The following is a 15354-nucleotide window of genomic DNA, read 5'->3' as shown; positions in this document are numbered from 1 at the left end:
ACCTGTCACCATTGAACTATGTCACTTACATAGAAACAGGAAATCACGTGAAACTCGAACCCATCGACCCTCAAAAATTTACAGATTACGAAGCTTACTCAGAGAGAAAGCGCACGCGTTGGGAACGGTTTCTCGACAAAATTAAGCCACGCTCTGCTGCCATGCGCACCACTGTGCTGGTGTTGTTTGTGGTGTTCTTTAGCTTATTTATGTCCTTGTGGTTCTTTTGGCGAACTTTATATCTACCTGAAATTCAACAACACGCCCGCTATCTTGCGGTTGAATTAGAAATACTAAACAACCCTGATTTGCGTATTTATCATAAAGATGCGGAAGTTGATGTCGATGACTGGCTAAGAAGTCGGGTGGGCATTGAATACGTTACCAACCCCAAAGAATATCCAAATGTCAAAGACAAGGTGATTGCTGAATTCTTTACCAACCAAATTGAAGCCAAGCTCGCCAAAGAGCTGAATGTAGAACATGCTACAGTTTATTTTCAATTTAAGCCCAGTCCGCGGATTTGGATTCAAACCCCAGAAATGAATGGTAACTGGGTACGTGAACCACTCAAAACCTATGCCAACTATAGTCCAGAGCTGATTTTTGGCTGGTTACTTGGTGTTCCCCTGATTGCAGCGGCCATTATTTTAACCCTTGTTCGCCAACTTAACCGCCCGCTACGTCGACTGCAAAATGCTGCCAATAATTACAGTAAGACAGGAAAAGCCCCTTATCTCGAGACCAACCATGGGCCACAAGAAATCCGTGAGGTCAATCAGGCTTTTAACCACATGATCTATACCTTAGATCAAACTGAACGTGACCGTCGAATTATGTTGGCAGGGATTTCCCACGACTTACGTACACCATTGACCCGCATCCGACTCAGTGCAGAAATGATGCCTGATGATGATTTTTTAAAAGAAGGTCTGATTTATGATGTCGAGGACATGGATGCGATCTTAAATCAGTTCATTTCCTATATGCGCGACGGTTCAGATGAGGAAATCCAAGACACCGATTTAAATATGTTGTTACAAGAATTGGTGGTGCAGTTCAAACCTCTAGATATTCGTTTTGACGCAACAGAACTCCCCATTATTCAAGCACGCAGTTTATCTCTCAAACGCCTAATCGGTAATCTCATCAATAATTCAAAACGTTATGGTGCTGAACCTATTGAACTCTCCGCAACACTTGAAAATGAACACATTTTAATTAGCGTAGCGGATCATGGCGAAGGGATCCCAGAAGACCAAATTGAAGAGCTCATGCAACCTTTTGTCCGTGGTAATGAAGCCCGAACCGTACAAGGTAGTGGCTTAGGTCTCGCGATTGTGAAGCGAATTGTGGATATTCATCAAGGCGAATTGATTATTCATAATCGTGAACAAGGTGGACTCGAAGCAATTATTTCTCTCCCCTTAAATACTCAGCAAGATGTTGAAATTTCAAACAACAATCCGCTCGAAAAACTCAAGCAAACACTAGTAGAGCATTTTTGATATTGAACAATAGTTGAGCAAATGATTTTGTTCAACTATTCAACAATTTAATTTTACCAAATATATTTCAAATACTTACAAATCATCAGAAAAGCTTATACCCACATTTTTTCAAAAATTAGACCTTAGCCTAACAGGTATGCACAATGTCGTTCTTGATCGGTACAATCGGTGCCAGATCCAGAATATTAACGAGAGTAAACCATGTCTTTAGATCGTATCCGTTTAGCTTCACTTCACGATAAAGTCATCAGTGCAGAAGAAGCGTCTGCTTTTATTGAAGATGGCATGACTGTAGGGATGAGTGGCTTCACTCGTGCAGGCGAAGCGAAAGCTGTACCTTTGGCATTGGTTAAACGTGCGCACACAAATCCTTTAAAAATCACACTAATTACAGGCGCTTCTTTAGGCAATGACCTAGACAAGCAATTGACTGAAGCAGGTGTATTGGCACGTCGTTTACCGTTCCAAGTAGACAACACTTTACGTAAAGCAATCAACAAAGGCGAAGTGATGTTCATTGACCAACACTTGTCTGAAACTGTTGAACAAATGCGTAACCTTCAGTTGAAAAAACCTGATATTGCTGTGATTGAAGCAGTCGCAATTACTGAAGATGGAGGCATCATTCCTACAACGTCTGTCGGCAACTCTGCAAGCTTCGCCATTTTTGCTGAAAAAGTCATTGTTGAAATCAACACCAACTTAAGCCCTGCTTTTGAAGGCTTACACGATATTTATATTCCAACTTACCGTCCAACACGCCAACCGATTCCACTAACTCAAGTCGATGAGCGTATTGGTACACATGCAATCAATATCGACCCTGCAAAAATTGTCGGTATCGTCATCAACAACGACTTACACGACTCTCCATCTACCGTAACGGCACCAGATGATGAAACTCAAGGTATTGCAGATCACCTCATTGCTTTCTTTGAAAAAGAAGTAGCTGAAAATCGCTTACCTAAAAACTTAGGCCCATTACAAGCAGGGATTGGCTCAATTGCCAATGCTGTACTTACAGGCCTTAAAGATTCAAACTTCGAAGACCTGGTCATGTACTCAGAAGTACTCCAAGACTGTACCTTTGAATTGATTGATGCGGGTAAAATGAAATTTGCATCAGGTTCTTCAATTACCCTTTCTGCTAAATATGGCGAGAAAGTATTTAATAACCTTGAAGCATACAAAGATAAGTTAGTACTGCGCCCACAAGAGATTTCAAACCACCCTGAATTGGTTCGTCGTCTTGGCATTATCGGCATCAATACTGCACTTGAGTTCGACATTTACGGTAACGTAAACTCAACTCACGTTTGCGGTACGAAAATGATGAACGGTATTGGTGGTTCAGGTGACTTCGCCCGTAATGCACACTTGGCAATTTTCGTGACCAAATCAATTGCAAAAGGCGGTGATATTTCATCAATCGTTCCATTCGCCTCTCACGTAGACCATGCTGAACATGACGTTGATATCCTAGTCACTGAACAAGGTTTGGCTGACCTTCGTGGTTTAGCACCACGTGAGCGTGCACGTGCGATTATCGACAACTGTGCTCACCCACTTTACCGTGATGCATTAAATGACTACTTCACACGTTCATGTGAGAAAGGCGGTCATACCCCTCATATCCTTCGTGAAGCATTGTCTTGGCATTCTAACTTTGAAGAAACAGGTCACATGCTTCCTGTACAAGCAGAAGCAAAATCGGCTTAATTCAAAGCTTTAAAAAACGCCCAGTTGGGCGTTTTTTTATATCTGATGAAAAGTGTAATAAAACACTTATCAAAATAAAAAAACTCAATTAATCTAAAGGCATCCAAAAAATAAAAATGCCAAGCTCATGTTCATTATTCGCCCCTATTTCGAAACCGATTTAGAAGACGTCATTGCCCTCTGGGAAGTGTGTGACCTCACTCGCCCGTGGAACAACCCTGAAATTGATATTTTTAGAAAGACTGCACAAAAAGATGGTCTGTTTTTATTGGCCGTCAAAGATGAGCAACTGATCGCAACCTTGATGGGGGGTTATGACGGTCACCGTGGTTGGATTAATTATTTGGCGGTACATCCACACTTCCAACGTAATGGGGTCGCAACCGCACTCATACAGCAGCTAGAGAAGCGCCTGATTGCTTTGGGCTGCCCCAAACTACAGTTGCTTGTACGTAAAGAAAATATCGACGTGCAGAGCTTCTATGAACAACTGGGCTATGAAGAAATTGATGTGGTCTGTTTTGGGAAACGCTTGATTACCGATTAAGCATAGACATTTAATGCACCGATACCGCTAGACGCCCCAATCTTACAAAAATTGGAAATGTAAGTTCAAAGATTTGGCTCACATGATCATCAAGCGCAAAAAATACTTTTAACTCGTATAAAGGGTCATCGGCATTTTTCAGTCGATAATGCTTCAACGCAGACCAAGTATTGAAATAATCCAACAATTGGTCAGCAGACCACTGAAACGACATCGACAATTCAGGCATGGGAATTTCTTCATAGGGAAAGGGAATCGTTTGATAGGCCTCGTCGATATAACATCGCTCAGCATCCCAATAGCCTTTCAATGTTTTAAAATAGAGTCTTTCGATACAAGCTTGTAACTCAGGATGTTGCAGTTGAATGAGGCCATAGCCAATGACAGCGAGAACTCCATCTGATTTTAATGTGCGATTCACCTCTGCATAAAACCGATCAAAATTAAACCAGTGAATGGCTTGTGCCACTGTAATTAAATCAAAACTCTGCTCAGCAAAGCTGGTGTGCTCTGCGGACTGAACTTGATAACTGACATTTTCAAAATATGGCGCATGCTGTAACTGCTGGGTACTGATATCTGTCGCCACCACGGCATCAAAATAAGGTGCCAACAGTTGAGTCAGCTGTCCCGACCCCGCACCACAATCCCATGCAAATTGCGGAGTAACTACATACTTGAGTATTTCTTGAATCAAACTCGCTGGATAACTCGGACGTGCCAATTGATAAAGCGAACTTCCTGATGAAAATAAATCTTTCATAAGCCACCCTCAATCTTATTTTTGATTCGAAATTAACACACCCTCCAGCACGAAAAGCATAATTTTGTCCAACATCCAATCAGATGGAATTTTTATTCAAACGAAAAAAAGCCCCAAACAATGTTTGAGGCTTTTTTGAATATGGTGGCGAGACCCAGGATCGAACTGGGGACACACGGATTTTCAATCCGTTGCTCTACCTACTGAGCTATCACGCCGATGCCGTGTATTAAGCCGTATCTCGGATGAATAGTCAATAAAAATCATCACTTTTTTATTTGATCGAATAAATTTCAGGCAAAAAAAATCCCTGATGGGATCAGGGATTGAAATCTTTAAATTAGATTTAAAATATGGTGGCGAGACCCAGGATCGAACTGGGGACACACGGATTTTCAATCCGTTGCTCTACCTACTGAGCTATCACGCCGATGTCGCGTATTAAACAGTTTAAGCCGTGTAGCGTCAAGTGTGTTTTCACAAAAATCTTTTGAATGCTTACTTTTACAGCAATATTCAACACCCTTTGCACATTTTTTGATTCACCCTGTGTACTTAAACTAAGGCTCAATCACTTTCCATGAAGAAAAGCAGCTTAAAACGACCTCAAAAAACTTAAATTTTGCCAATGTGCTCTAAGCAACGATGAATCGCGCCACAGCCTGGCTCAAACACTTTCACACCTTTACTTTCTTCCATGCGACACGTTTCTTCAACCAGTCGCTCCGCAACCCCTCGCCCACGATTTGCTGGATGTACCACGATATATTCAAGCGTTTTATTTTCACCCTGCCCGCTACACCAAAGTGCACCAATGACTTTAGTATTAAATTCTGCAGTGTAAAGTAAGGTATACTGAGCTAGATTTTGCTCAAGTTGTTCTACGGCATCATGCCCATCGCCAAATTCAGGACTGGTGTCGTACAGTCGCTCTAGCTGGCTGCGCAACTCTTCTTTTTCCAGTGAAGTATAAGCGTGTACGGTAATAGGCATTGATAAACCCTCCTGAGCAATCTAATATGCGGTGACTTCGTTACGGCGAAACATTTTACATCAATTATTTGACGTCTTTGAGGAACGTGTCTATGACAGAACGTATCAGTGAAGTGGTAAGAAATACCAACGAAACCAAAATTCGAGTTCGTGTAAACCTCGATGGTACGGGTCAAGGCACGCTCAACACAGGTATTCCCTTTTTAGATCATATGATTGATCAAATCAAGCGACATGGCTTATTTGATATTGATATTGAATGTGATGGCGACTTGGAAATTGATGATCACCACACGGTTGAAGATTGTGGTATCACGCTTGGACAGGCTTTTGCCAAAGCTTTAGGTGACAAAAAAGGTTTACGCCGTTATGGTCATTTTTATGCACCGTTGGATGAATCCTTGAGCCGTGCTGTGGTGGACTTATCGGGCCGTCCGGGTTTGTTTATGGATATTCCATTTACCCGCGCCATGATTGGTCGTTTTGATGTGGATTTATTCTCTGAGTTTTTCCAAGGCTTTGTGAACCATGCTTTAATGACAGTGCACATTGATAATCTCAAAGGGAAAAATAGCCACCACCAAATTGAAAGTGTGTTCAAGGCTTTTGCCCGTGCGCTTCGTATGGCATGTGAAATTGACCCACGTGCAACCAACACCATTGCTTCAACCAAAGGTAGCTTGTAATGACCCGTATTGCCCTTCTTGACTATGGTATGGGTAACCTACACTCAGCAGCAAAAGCGCTTGAACATGTCGGTGCAACAGTCGATGTGACCAATGATCCTAAACTGATTGCTCAGGCCGATAAAATTGTCTTCCCTGGCGTAGGCGCCATGCGTGACTGTATGCAAGGCATGCATGAAGCCGGGATTGATGAAGTCGTTCGTCATGCGGCATTTAATAAGCCAGTCTTGGCGATCTGTGTCGGCATGCAAGCGCTGATGCAACGCTCTGAAGAAAACGGCGGTGTCGATGCTCTCGGTATTTTTGAAGGAACGGTAAGACGTTTTCCAGATGTAGATGGCTTAAAAGTGCCACACATGGGCTGGAACCAAGTTCATCAAGCTGACCCAAGCCACCCAATGTGGAAAGACATTGAACAAGATGCACGTTTTTACTTTGTTCACAGCTTCTATGTTGAACCGAAGAATAGCGACATTGTGGCTGCAACTTGTGACTATGGTTTAGAGTTCTGTACCGTGATTCATCAAGAAAATTTATTTGCAACACAGTTCCACCCTGAAAAAAGTCATACCGCAGGTTTGCAACTGCTAAAAAACTTTGTGGAATGGAAAATTTAATTCATTCCAGCCTCTGTTTGATTTTAAAAAGCTCAACTTCGGTTGAGCTTTTCTCTTATTATCTACAAATAACAGTTTAGAAATATACAAAATGCTCCAATTCCAATTCTTTCCTCGCTCTTGCCCCACACCACCAAAACTTTTAGAGGTTACTGAAGTCTTCAAGCAGCACATTACTGGTATAAGTTCACAAACACATCAACTTTCCAGCAATGAAGTTCTTCTTACTATTGCAACTGGGCTTGAAAAAATCGGGTTCAAAGTTGAAAAAAGTAAATCTTCCGAAGATAAAATCCTTGTTCCAGTCCTATTCGGTTATAACAACCAAGCTTCTAAAAGTTTCTTAGCCGATGCCATTCATTTCGAGCAAAAAATCGTTATTGAAGTCGAAGCTGGACGCGCAGTCGCCAATAACCAGTTTTTAAAAGATGTATTTCAAGCCAGTATGATGGTTAATATCGACTATCTAGTTTTAGCTGTGCGAAATACTTACCGCCAATCAGATGATTTTCAAAAGGTATATCAATTTTTAGATACGCTTTACACGTCACAGCGTATTATTCTTCCATTAAAAGGAATTCTAGTAATCGGGTACTAATTTAATATTGATAGAAAGTTTTTGTTTTACAGCACACTACTACACACCAAATAATTACAATGCCTTTCCATTGTCACCAAATTTGATTATGATTTGCCTGCTTTTTAGACATTTTTATTTATAAAAAATTTAATTTACAACGATAAGGTAAGTCACTATGACTCAATATGTACAAGAATCTGCGCTGAACGCCGCAGGTCGCTTCGGACGTTTTTCATATCTCGCATGGAACTGCCTCCTTGCCATCGTCGCTGTGATTATCATTGGTATTTTTGCCGTGATTTTTCCAACGACTTTCATCAACATGGAAACAGGCAACTTTGGTGGTGGCATGATTTTTCTTGCTGTGATTTATATAGCAATTTTCTATTTCACCTTCGTATTTACCATTCGTCGCCTACATGACCGCAACCATACGGGCTGGTTATCGCTGTTAATGCTGGTACCTCTTGCTAACGTGATCTTAATGCTTTACCTGATTTTTGCACCAGGTGATGATCGTAGCAATAGCTATGGTTCGCCACGCCCAACCGCAGGTTGGGAAACAATTCTAGCGTGGATTTATATCCTGCTATTTGTCGTTGGTATTTTAGCAGCAATTGCTTTGCCTTCTTATCAAAGCTATATACTGCGTGCCAATCAATCACAGATCGAAATGCAACAGCAATAAAAATGCATTCTGTTATCTTGGATTGTACTTAAAACCTGCTTCTTGCAGGTTTTATTTTGCCTTTAAAATCAAAAACCACTAGTCTGAGATAAAAGCATGCCTCAGATATAACATGAATAATTCCCTACCCAGTCTCCCTATCCCCAACAAAGAACACATTCAAATTTTGCCTCGTTTTCAAAATTTGCCAATGCAAGCGATTCATGTCATTCAGAACGTAGAACAGTGTGAAGCCATTCGCACTGAACTGGAACAGATTGCCATCTTCGGTTTTGATAGCGAGTCCAAACCGACCTTTCAAGTGGGAGAAGTCTCTACTGGGCCACATCTCATTCAACTGGCCAGCGTCGAGCGTGCTTATTTGTTTCAAATGAGCCCTCCCATTTGGAGCTTCCTTGCGCCATTTTTGGCGAATCCAGACCAGCTCAAAGTGGGTTTTGGTTTAAAAAATGATGCTCATCTGTTCCGTAAAAAAGGCTTTGAGTTAAATGGTATCGTTGAGCTGTCAAAATGCTTTGCAAGCTTTGGGTTGAGCAACCCTGTTGGCATTAAAAATGCCATCGCCCTGCTGTTTCAACTCAACTTCCCGAAAAGCAAAAAAGTCAGCACGTCAAATTGGGCAAGGAAAGTCCTTACGCCTGAACAAATTAACTATGCTGCCGCCGATGCCTACGCCGCCCTGTTGGTTTTTGAAGAATTGCGGCATTTGGAACAACTACCGAAAGAGATTTTGCAAAAACTGGAAAATATCATAAAACCTCCTCGTCATGAAAAGCTGTAACAGGTGCTTAGAAAATTGCCAATACTTTGCTAAGATGACTGACATTGATTTTATTTAAGATTTGGCTAGGAGCGAAAGCATGCTGATCATCCCTGCAATTGACCTGAAAGATGGCAAATGTGTTCGTTTAAAACAAGGTCGTATGGAAGACGATACGGTTTTTTCTGATGATCCTGTTGCAACTGCACAGCACTGGGTAAATGAAGGCGCGCGTCGCTTACATTTGGTCGATTTAAATGGTGCTTTCGCGGGTACGCCAATTCATAAACCTGTGGTTGAAGCGATTGCTCGCGCACAACCTGAACTGCCCATTCAAATCGGCGGCGGTATTCGCTCACTAGAAACCATCGAACACTACCTAGAAGCGGGTGTATCTTTTGTCATTATTGGCACCAAAGCAGTTCAAGAACCTGAGTTTGTTGAAGAAGCTTGTAAGAAATTTGCAGGTCATATCATTGTCGGGATTGATGCCATGAATGGCATGGTGGCCACCGATGGTTGGGCCAATGTGACCGATGTGAAGGCAACTGATTTGGCCAAACGTTTTGCCGATGCAGGCGTATCAAGCATTGTCTATACCGACATTGCACGTGACGGCATGATGCAAGGGGTCAATGTTGAACAAACTGTTCAACTGGCACAATACTCTGGCCTACCTGTGATTGCATCAGGTGGTGTGACCAACCTTGATGACGTACGTAACCTCAAAGGTCAACCTGGTATTTTAGGTGCAATTACTGGTCGTGCGATTTACGAAGGCAGTTTAAACCTACGTGAAGCACAATTGCTATTAGATGAACAATCGCTCTAACTGTAGAATTTAAAAAAGAGGTCTATTGACCTCTTTTTTATGCATTAAATATTAGTTTGAAGATCTGCTTCTTAATAAATTGCATTACGAATAAACTTTAACGATACATTGCCACGGTTGATATATTGGTATTCAATGGCACTCGAAAAAACGATCGACTCTCCTACACCCAAGACTTTCATGTCGCCTGCCAAATCCAAAGTTAGTTCACCCTCCATCACATAGAGCATCTCACGCCAGCCTTCTGGGTCAGGTTCAGCACTATAGTATTCATTTGGAGCAAGTACCCATGTCCATAGCTCTACTTTTTGTGTCGCTGCCGCTGAAGCCATTAATTTTGCTTCACTGTGTGCTTGTGTGCCCTGCCAAGCCAAAACGTTCACCACCGCTTGCCCTTGCTGTTCAGGCGCAGCAATAATTTGTACAAAATCGACCTCAAGCACATCGGCTATCAAGCTGAGCTTTGCCAGACTAATATTGTCCTGCCCAGATTCAACCCCAGCTACCATACGACGGCTTAATCCAGCTAAATCAGCGAGTTGCTGCTGACTCAGGCCTTTTAAACTTCGATAATGACGCACATTTTGACTGACGTGTTGTAGCACCGCAGGAGAGTTCATACAGATAAATCAAAAAAAATATTGAGCAATATATTGCACACAAAAACAAAGCATGACAAGCTATGTGCAATATATTGCACATTAATTCTTTTATGTTGAATACTCAGCTCGGTTCTAAAGCGCCTGTGATTGCGCTGATTCTCATTACTTTTATTTGGGGCGGCACCTTCTTGGCCGTGAAATATGCCTTAAATTTTAGCTCCCCCATGTTCTTTGTCGGTTGTCGTTTCGCCTGCGCTGCGACCATTATTGGCTTATTTTCCTATCAGCATTTAAAGCACATCACCCGACAGGACTTGTGGGCAGGTGCACTCATTGGCTGTATGGTCACGATTGGCTATGGCACACAAACGGTCGGACTACAAACAGTCAGTAGCAGTGAATCTGCCTTTTTAACGGCACTGTATGTCCCCCTAGTCCCCCTACTATTGTGGTTGATCTTTCGTAAAGTGCCCCATTTTATGATTTGGATTGGTGCACTCTGTGCGTTTATAGGCTTAGTCCTGCTCACAGGCAATAGTCTGAACTCAATCTCATTGAATTTTGGCCAGACCTTAACCCTGCTCGGTGCAATTGCTATAGCAATGGAAATTATTCTGATTGGTTATTTTGCCCCAAAAGTTGATATTGGTCGGGTGACGGTCATTCAACTGGCGGTTGCCTCTGTGCTCGCTTTTGCATCCATGCCACTGGCTGGTGAGCAACAACTACCTGCTTTTTCATGGCCATTATTAGGCATTGCTTTTGGATTGGGGCTTGCCAGTGCTGTGATTCAATATGTCATGAATTGGGCACAGCGCTCAGTCAACCCATCACAAGCAGCGATTATTTACGCAGGAGAGCCTGTGTGGGCAGCACTATTTGGGCGCCTTGCAGGAGAACGTTTAGCACCACTGGCTTTGTTGGGCGGCCTCTTGGTGGTGTTTGGCATTATGATGAGTGAATGGAAACCTAAACTGTTGAAATCAAAAAAGAAGCTGAACAGCGCTAATTTAACATTCAAATGCGGTGTCTGCTGAGTCTAAACATAAATTGTATAGATTCAGCAGCACAAGTTCATGTTTAGAACGATACCATCTTACCCGGATTAATCATTGCTCCTAAACCATACATACTTTTGGCAATTGGAATCACTAACGGTGCCAATGCCCGACCAAAAGGAATGTTCTGATGTTGAATTCGGGTCAACATATTAAAATCATCACATTGACCACAGAAATCATCGGCAATGGCTTTACCAATACGTACCGTTTGCGCAACACCATGCCCACTCCAGCCCTGTACGGCATAAATGGGATATTGATGACCAAATTTTCGACTGTCTGCCGCACCATTAACGGTTAAATCTGTCGTTCCACTCCACACAAAGTCAAGTGCCACCTGCTCTAGCTGAGGAAATACATGCTGAATACGTCCCAGCAAATAGTCATGGGTTTGTTCAGGACTCCAACACGAGCCAGTGCCTTCGCCCCCAAATAACAATCGGTTTTTTGAAACGCCACGGTAGTAATCAATTTGAAATTGCGTATCGTATACAGGCAGATCCGTCGGCAATAGCTCTTTCAAATCTAATGCTAAAGGTGCTGTGGTACACACGTAAGTATAAAAAGGAATCGTAGTTTGATTACGTTCTTCTAATAGTTTAAATGAAGCATGGTGTACAGCCATCACCACGCTTTTACGTGCTTTAATCACCCCTTGCGCTGTGGTCACATAAATACCATCGGCACGTTCCTGAATCGACTGCACTTCTGTTTGCTCATAGATGCTACCACCCTTTTGGCAAAAGCCATACGCCAAACCACGTGTCAATGCTAAAGGATGAATATGTCCACCTAGATGATCCAATAAGCCGCCAAAATAGTTATCCGATTGCACATGCTCTCGTAATTCCTCTTGGGTCAGCATTGAGGTATTTTTTTCATCTAAGTACTGACGTGCTTGCATGCCTTCACGCAAGGCATCTAAATGCCCTGGGTGTACTGCGGCCGTTAGATGTCCACGTTTACGTTGTAAATCTAAATCATATTTTTCAGTAATGTCATCAATCAAAGTCATGGCTTCAGTTGAGGTAAAGTGCCATAACTTTTTTGCCTCTTCAAAGCTGAAGTGCTCGATCATGGTTTCGGCTTCCCAACGTGCCAATCCCGGTGTGAGTTGCCCACCATTGCGCCCTGAGGCAGCACTGCCCACTCGGTTCTTTTCAACCAAGACCGTATCTACACCCTGCTCCGACAAATGCAGTGCTGCCGAGGTTCCCAGTAAGCCACCACCTATCACTACGACATCACATTCGATATCTGCATTTAAAGCATCAAACTCATGCCATACATGCATTGAACTTTCATAGTAATTAGCAGGATGATCAAACGCACCATGTTGCGGGTTTAACCAATTCCACTCTTTGCCGCTTTGTACAGCAAAACTGGCTTTGTATTCAACGTCATCTACAAATGTCGGTTTATTCATATTCATTTCATTTACACTCAATATTACTTTCATTTTCATGCAGGGTTTAGTATGCATTTCCAATTACAATGTTTTGCTTTTTCAATTTCTTATAAATAAATAGCCCAATACCAATTGCTAGCCAAGAGCACCCAAAAATCAGGGCATTTCGTTCTAAGTTGACCCACAGGCAAAGCATCACCAATACGGATAACAGAGGCAGGATCAAATTGAGACATTTGTTTTTGACGCCTTGAGTTTGTTTTTCCAACAGATAAAACTTCACAAAAACCGAGAAGTTCACCGCCGTAAAGGCAATCAATGCACCAAAGCTAATCATGCTGACCACGGTCGCAAGATCTAAGAAAATGGCAGACAATGAGATCAAGCCAATGCTCAATACCGCGTACAAGGGGGTACCCAGTCTTGCATGTAATTGCCCAAAGGTTGCTTTGGGGAAAATGCCATCTTTCGCCATAATATGAATTAGGCGTGAAGCACTCGCATGAGTCGCCAGACCTGAAGCAAAGGTATTCATGATTTGAGCACACAGAAATACAGCTTGGAACAATGCCCCTCCGACATAGAGAACAATCTCAGGTAAAGCTTCATCAGGTTTGTTAAAACGAACATTCGTTGGGAAGTACAACTGAATAAACCATGATGCTGTGATAAAGATGGCCCCCCCAGCCAATGTGGTAAGTAAAACCGCGCGCGGAATGTTCTTTTGCGGATCTTTGGTCTCATGCGACATGGTCGTAACTGCATCAAAACCCAAAAATGAAAAACATAAAATGGAGGCGCCCGCAATCAAAGGTAAAACAGAGCTGTCCCCATTAAACAATGGCGCTAAAGTCAGTACATGATCATAACCTTGCTCTGACCCCACCCCTTGAATGACCAAATAAATAAACAGAACCATCAACAGTAAGGGCAAAAGCACAAACACCAAACTCAAGTTCGCTAAAATATTGATTCTGAAGCAGTTGATTAGGGTGACTAAACCTGTAAATAAAACCACCCAGACCCAATACGGCACGCTCGGAATGACCGCTTCCAAATAAATACCCGCCAGTAAAGCATTAACTAAAGGCAGTAAAATATAATCGAGCAGTGAACACCAACCAACAAAAAAGCCCGCTTTAGCTCCACAGGACTGTGCGGTGTAGTTATAAGCAGAGCCTGAGTCACCGCTGACCCGACTAAAACGTGCATAACTAAATGCCGTTAATAGCATTGCAAACAACGCCAGAATATACGCCAATGGCACACGACCATCGGTGATCCCAGACACGATACCAAAAGTATCGAACACCACCATTGGGGTCATGTAGGCCACACCAATAATGACCACTTGCCATAGTGACATTTTCTTTAAAGAAAAATCTGCATTTTTCACCGAAATCACCATCTTTCATTTTTCAATCTAGTGATTTTGGTTTTTGCAACAACTATGCCATATAATAGCATCTTCTGTATTTTAAGAATATTTAATAAAATGCCTAAATACGATTTAGAAACTCGAAAAGCAGCAATTCAACGCTATAAACTCACTGATTATAAGGTTGCTGTTTGCAAAGAATTCAACATCTCACGTGTGACCCTCGATGCATGGATTAAGCTAGAGGAAGAAACTGGAGATTTATCTCCAAAAGCAGTTAGTAATCGTGGAGCACCTAGCCACATTAAAGACTGGAATGAATTCCAAGTATTTGTTAAAAATACAAAATTTCAAAATATTAGCGATTTAGTTCCACTTTTTGAACAGCACTTTGGCTATTCGGTTTCTTATGCCGTACTGGTTCGTGCCATTCATGTTTTAGGCTTGCGTCGTCGTCGTGGAAGATTCTATGCCTAGCCAGAATCATGCTATTTTTTTATAATCAATATCGAACATATTTTTATATAAATAACTGTACATTAATGTATAGTTATTTTATTAAAAAAGTAAATTTAAATTATTAAATATGTAAAATATATTAAATAAAAATGTAAATTATAAATATTAAAAATGTAAGATTTATTGAACAAAAATGTAAAACATAAAATTTAATTTGGTACAGTGCTTTTTTAAAGCCTGCGCAAAAATAGTGAAACTGCTGCATTATATGGTTTCATCTCAGTGCATAAATCCCATCTCAAAAGATACAGACCTAAAAAAAGGGCAAACTGCCCTTTTAAAGTCATCTGGTCTTATTGATACATCGGCTCATTATCATTTAAACGAATGATGCCTTTAATGGCACGATATACAATCCACACCCATGACAGTACAATCACGGCGACGCAGAAGGTTGAAGCGCCTAGTGCTACACCTGCAAATGCCGTGGCATTTTCACCTGTAAAGAGTAAGAAAAGAAACGGCACAAAGGCAATTACGTTCCAAATTAAATACCACCAAAACGTGCGAATCTGCCATGTAAAATGGCTCTCAAAAATAGAACCACGGACTGCATCGCGCTTGATGTAATTAATGACTAAAGCGATCACTGCTAAAATTCCTGCGGAAAAAATCGCAACAATATACAAAATATAAAGAATAAAGGTCAGGCTACGATTCGGATCTTGATCGACTGAATAATTCATATTG

17 protein-coding genes and 2 tRNA genes are annotated in these 15354 nt (G+C 41.8%); 11 read left to right on the top strand and 8 right to left on the bottom strand.

Annotated elements, in window-relative coordinates; genetic code table 11:
- Window positions 1-47 precede the first annotated feature (47 nt).
- From ACZ8ZH_RS01255 to ACZ8ZH_RS01245, 3 genes are all read left to right on the top strand, one after another.
- Complete coding sequence (locus tag ACZ8ZH_RS01255; protein WP_086209066.1) at window positions 48-1508, top strand: ATP-binding protein; 1461 nt, start codon at window positions 48-50, stop codon at window positions 1506-1508.
- Window positions 1509-1712: 204 nt separating this feature from the next.
- Window positions 1713-3230: an acetyl-CoA hydrolase/transferase family protein gene (locus tag ACZ8ZH_RS01250; protein ID WP_086209067.1), complete on the top strand. Its 1518-nt coding sequence runs from the start codon at window positions 1713-1715 to the stop codon at window positions 3228-3230.
- Window positions 3231-3357: 127 nt separating this feature from the next.
- Window positions 3358-3777, top strand: coding sequence for a GNAT family acetyltransferase (locus ACZ8ZH_RS01245; protein WP_086209068.1), 420 nt, complete (start codon window positions 3358-3360; stop codon window positions 3775-3777).
- Window positions 3778-3787: 10 nt separating this feature from the next.
- Here ACZ8ZH_RS01245 and ACZ8ZH_RS01240 read toward each other — a convergent pair whose 3' ends face one another.
- From ACZ8ZH_RS01240 to ACZ8ZH_RS01225, 4 genes are all read right to left on the bottom strand, one after another.
- Window positions 3788-4540, bottom strand: coding sequence for a class I SAM-dependent methyltransferase (locus ACZ8ZH_RS01240; RefSeq protein ID WP_086209069.1), 753 nt, complete (start codon window positions 4538-4540; stop codon window positions 3788-3790).
- Window positions 4541-4682: 142 nt separating this feature from the next.
- Window positions 4683-4758, bottom strand: a tRNA-Phe gene (locus ACZ8ZH_RS01235).
- Window positions 4759-4894: 136 nt separating this feature from the next.
- Window positions 4895-4970: transfer RNA gene (locus ACZ8ZH_RS01230), tRNA-Phe, on the bottom strand.
- A 185-nt stretch (window positions 4971-5155) separates the two neighbouring features.
- Window positions 5156-5533 (bottom strand): GNAT family N-acetyltransferase, encoded by a 378-nt coding sequence (locus ACZ8ZH_RS01225; protein ID WP_086209070.1) that lies wholly within the window; start codon window positions 5531-5533, stop codon window positions 5156-5158.
- A 92-nt stretch (window positions 5534-5625) separates the two neighbouring features.
- Between ACZ8ZH_RS01225 and hisB the strand changes: the two genes are divergently transcribed.
- The 6 genes from hisB (at window position 5626) to hisA (ending at window position 9696) form a co-directional block, all read left to right on the top strand.
- Window positions 5626-6219 carry an imidazoleglycerol-phosphate dehydratase HisB gene (gene hisB / locus ACZ8ZH_RS01220; RefSeq protein ID WP_004691554.1) on the top strand — a complete coding sequence of 198 codons (594 nt, stop codon included), beginning with the start codon at window positions 5626-5628 and terminating at the stop codon, window positions 6217-6219.
- Window positions 6219-6836, top strand: a complete 618-nt coding sequence (gene hisH, locus ACZ8ZH_RS01215) for an imidazole glycerol phosphate synthase subunit HisH (protein WP_086209071.1) — start codon at window positions 6219-6221, stop codon at window positions 6834-6836. Before hisB ends, hisH begins: the two co-directional genes overlap by 1 nt.
- Window positions 6837-6927: 91 nt before the next feature.
- Window positions 6928-7434, top strand: a complete 507-nt coding sequence (locus ACZ8ZH_RS01210) for a hypothetical protein (RefSeq protein ID WP_119063251.1) — start codon at window positions 6928-6930, stop codon at window positions 7432-7434.
- Window positions 7435-7591: 157 nt separating this feature from the next.
- On the top strand, window positions 7592-8104 hold the full coding sequence (locus tag ACZ8ZH_RS01205; protein ID WP_086209073.1) for a DUF805 domain-containing protein: 513 nt from the start codon (window positions 7592-7594) through the stop codon (window positions 8102-8104).
- A gap of 112 nt (window positions 8105-8216) precedes the next feature.
- Window positions 8217-8885 carry a 3'-5' exonuclease gene (locus tag ACZ8ZH_RS01200; protein ID WP_086209074.1) on the top strand — a complete coding sequence of 223 codons (669 nt, stop codon included), beginning with the start codon at window positions 8217-8219 and terminating at the stop codon, window positions 8883-8885.
- Window positions 8886-8964: 79 nt separating this feature from the next.
- Entirely contained in the window at window positions 8965-9696 is a 732-nt protein-coding gene (hisA, locus tag ACZ8ZH_RS01195) for a 1-(5-phosphoribosyl)-5-[(5-phosphoribosylamino)methylideneamino]imidazole-4-carboxamide isomerase (RefSeq protein ID WP_086209075.1), read from the top strand.
- 71 nt (window positions 9697-9767) lie between these two features.
- Here hisA and ACZ8ZH_RS01190 read toward each other — a convergent pair whose 3' ends face one another.
- Window positions 9768-10316, bottom strand: a complete 549-nt coding sequence (locus ACZ8ZH_RS01190) for a helix-turn-helix domain-containing protein (RefSeq protein ID WP_086209076.1) — start codon at window positions 10314-10316, stop codon at window positions 9768-9770.
- A gap of 92 nt (window positions 10317-10408) precedes the next feature.
- On the opposite strand from ACZ8ZH_RS01190, the gene ACZ8ZH_RS01185 reads away from it, so the two are divergent.
- Window positions 10409-11335: a DMT family transporter gene (locus ACZ8ZH_RS01185; RefSeq protein ID WP_470247818.1), complete on the top strand. Its 927-nt coding sequence runs from the start codon at window positions 10409-10411 to the stop codon at window positions 11333-11335.
- Window positions 11336-11378: 43 nt separating this feature from the next.
- Here the strand turns inward: ACZ8ZH_RS01185 and ACZ8ZH_RS01180 are convergent, their stop codons facing one another.
- Window positions 11379-12818, bottom strand: a complete 1440-nt coding sequence (locus tag ACZ8ZH_RS01180) for an NAD(P)/FAD-dependent oxidoreductase (protein WP_404814595.1) — start codon at window positions 12816-12818, stop codon at window positions 11379-11381.
- A gap of 13 nt (window positions 12819-12831) precedes the next feature.
- Window positions 12832-14175 (bottom strand): APC family permease, encoded by a 1344-nt coding sequence (locus ACZ8ZH_RS01175; protein WP_119063252.1) that lies wholly within the window; start codon window positions 14173-14175, stop codon window positions 12832-12834.
- A gap of 87 nt (window positions 14176-14262) precedes the next feature.
- On the opposite strand from ACZ8ZH_RS01175, the gene ACZ8ZH_RS01170 reads away from it, so the two are divergent.
- On the top strand, window positions 14263-14622 hold the full coding sequence (locus tag ACZ8ZH_RS01170; RefSeq protein WP_119063253.1) for a transposase: 360 nt from the start codon (window positions 14263-14265) through the stop codon (window positions 14620-14622).
- A gap of 335 nt (window positions 14623-14957) precedes the next feature.
- Here the strand turns inward: ACZ8ZH_RS01170 and ACZ8ZH_RS01165 are convergent, their stop codons facing one another.
- A complete protein-coding gene (locus tag ACZ8ZH_RS01165; RefSeq protein ID WP_119063254.1) occupies window positions 14958-15350 on the bottom strand; it encodes a DUF4870 family protein in 393 nt (130 codons plus the stop codon).
- Window positions 15351-15354: the final 4 nt, after the last annotated feature.

The organism is Acinetobacter sp. SW-226 (assembly GCF_055632855.1).
The sequence above is the reverse complement of the archived record's forward strand: the minus strand, read 5'-3'. Positions and strand labels throughout refer to the sequence as shown.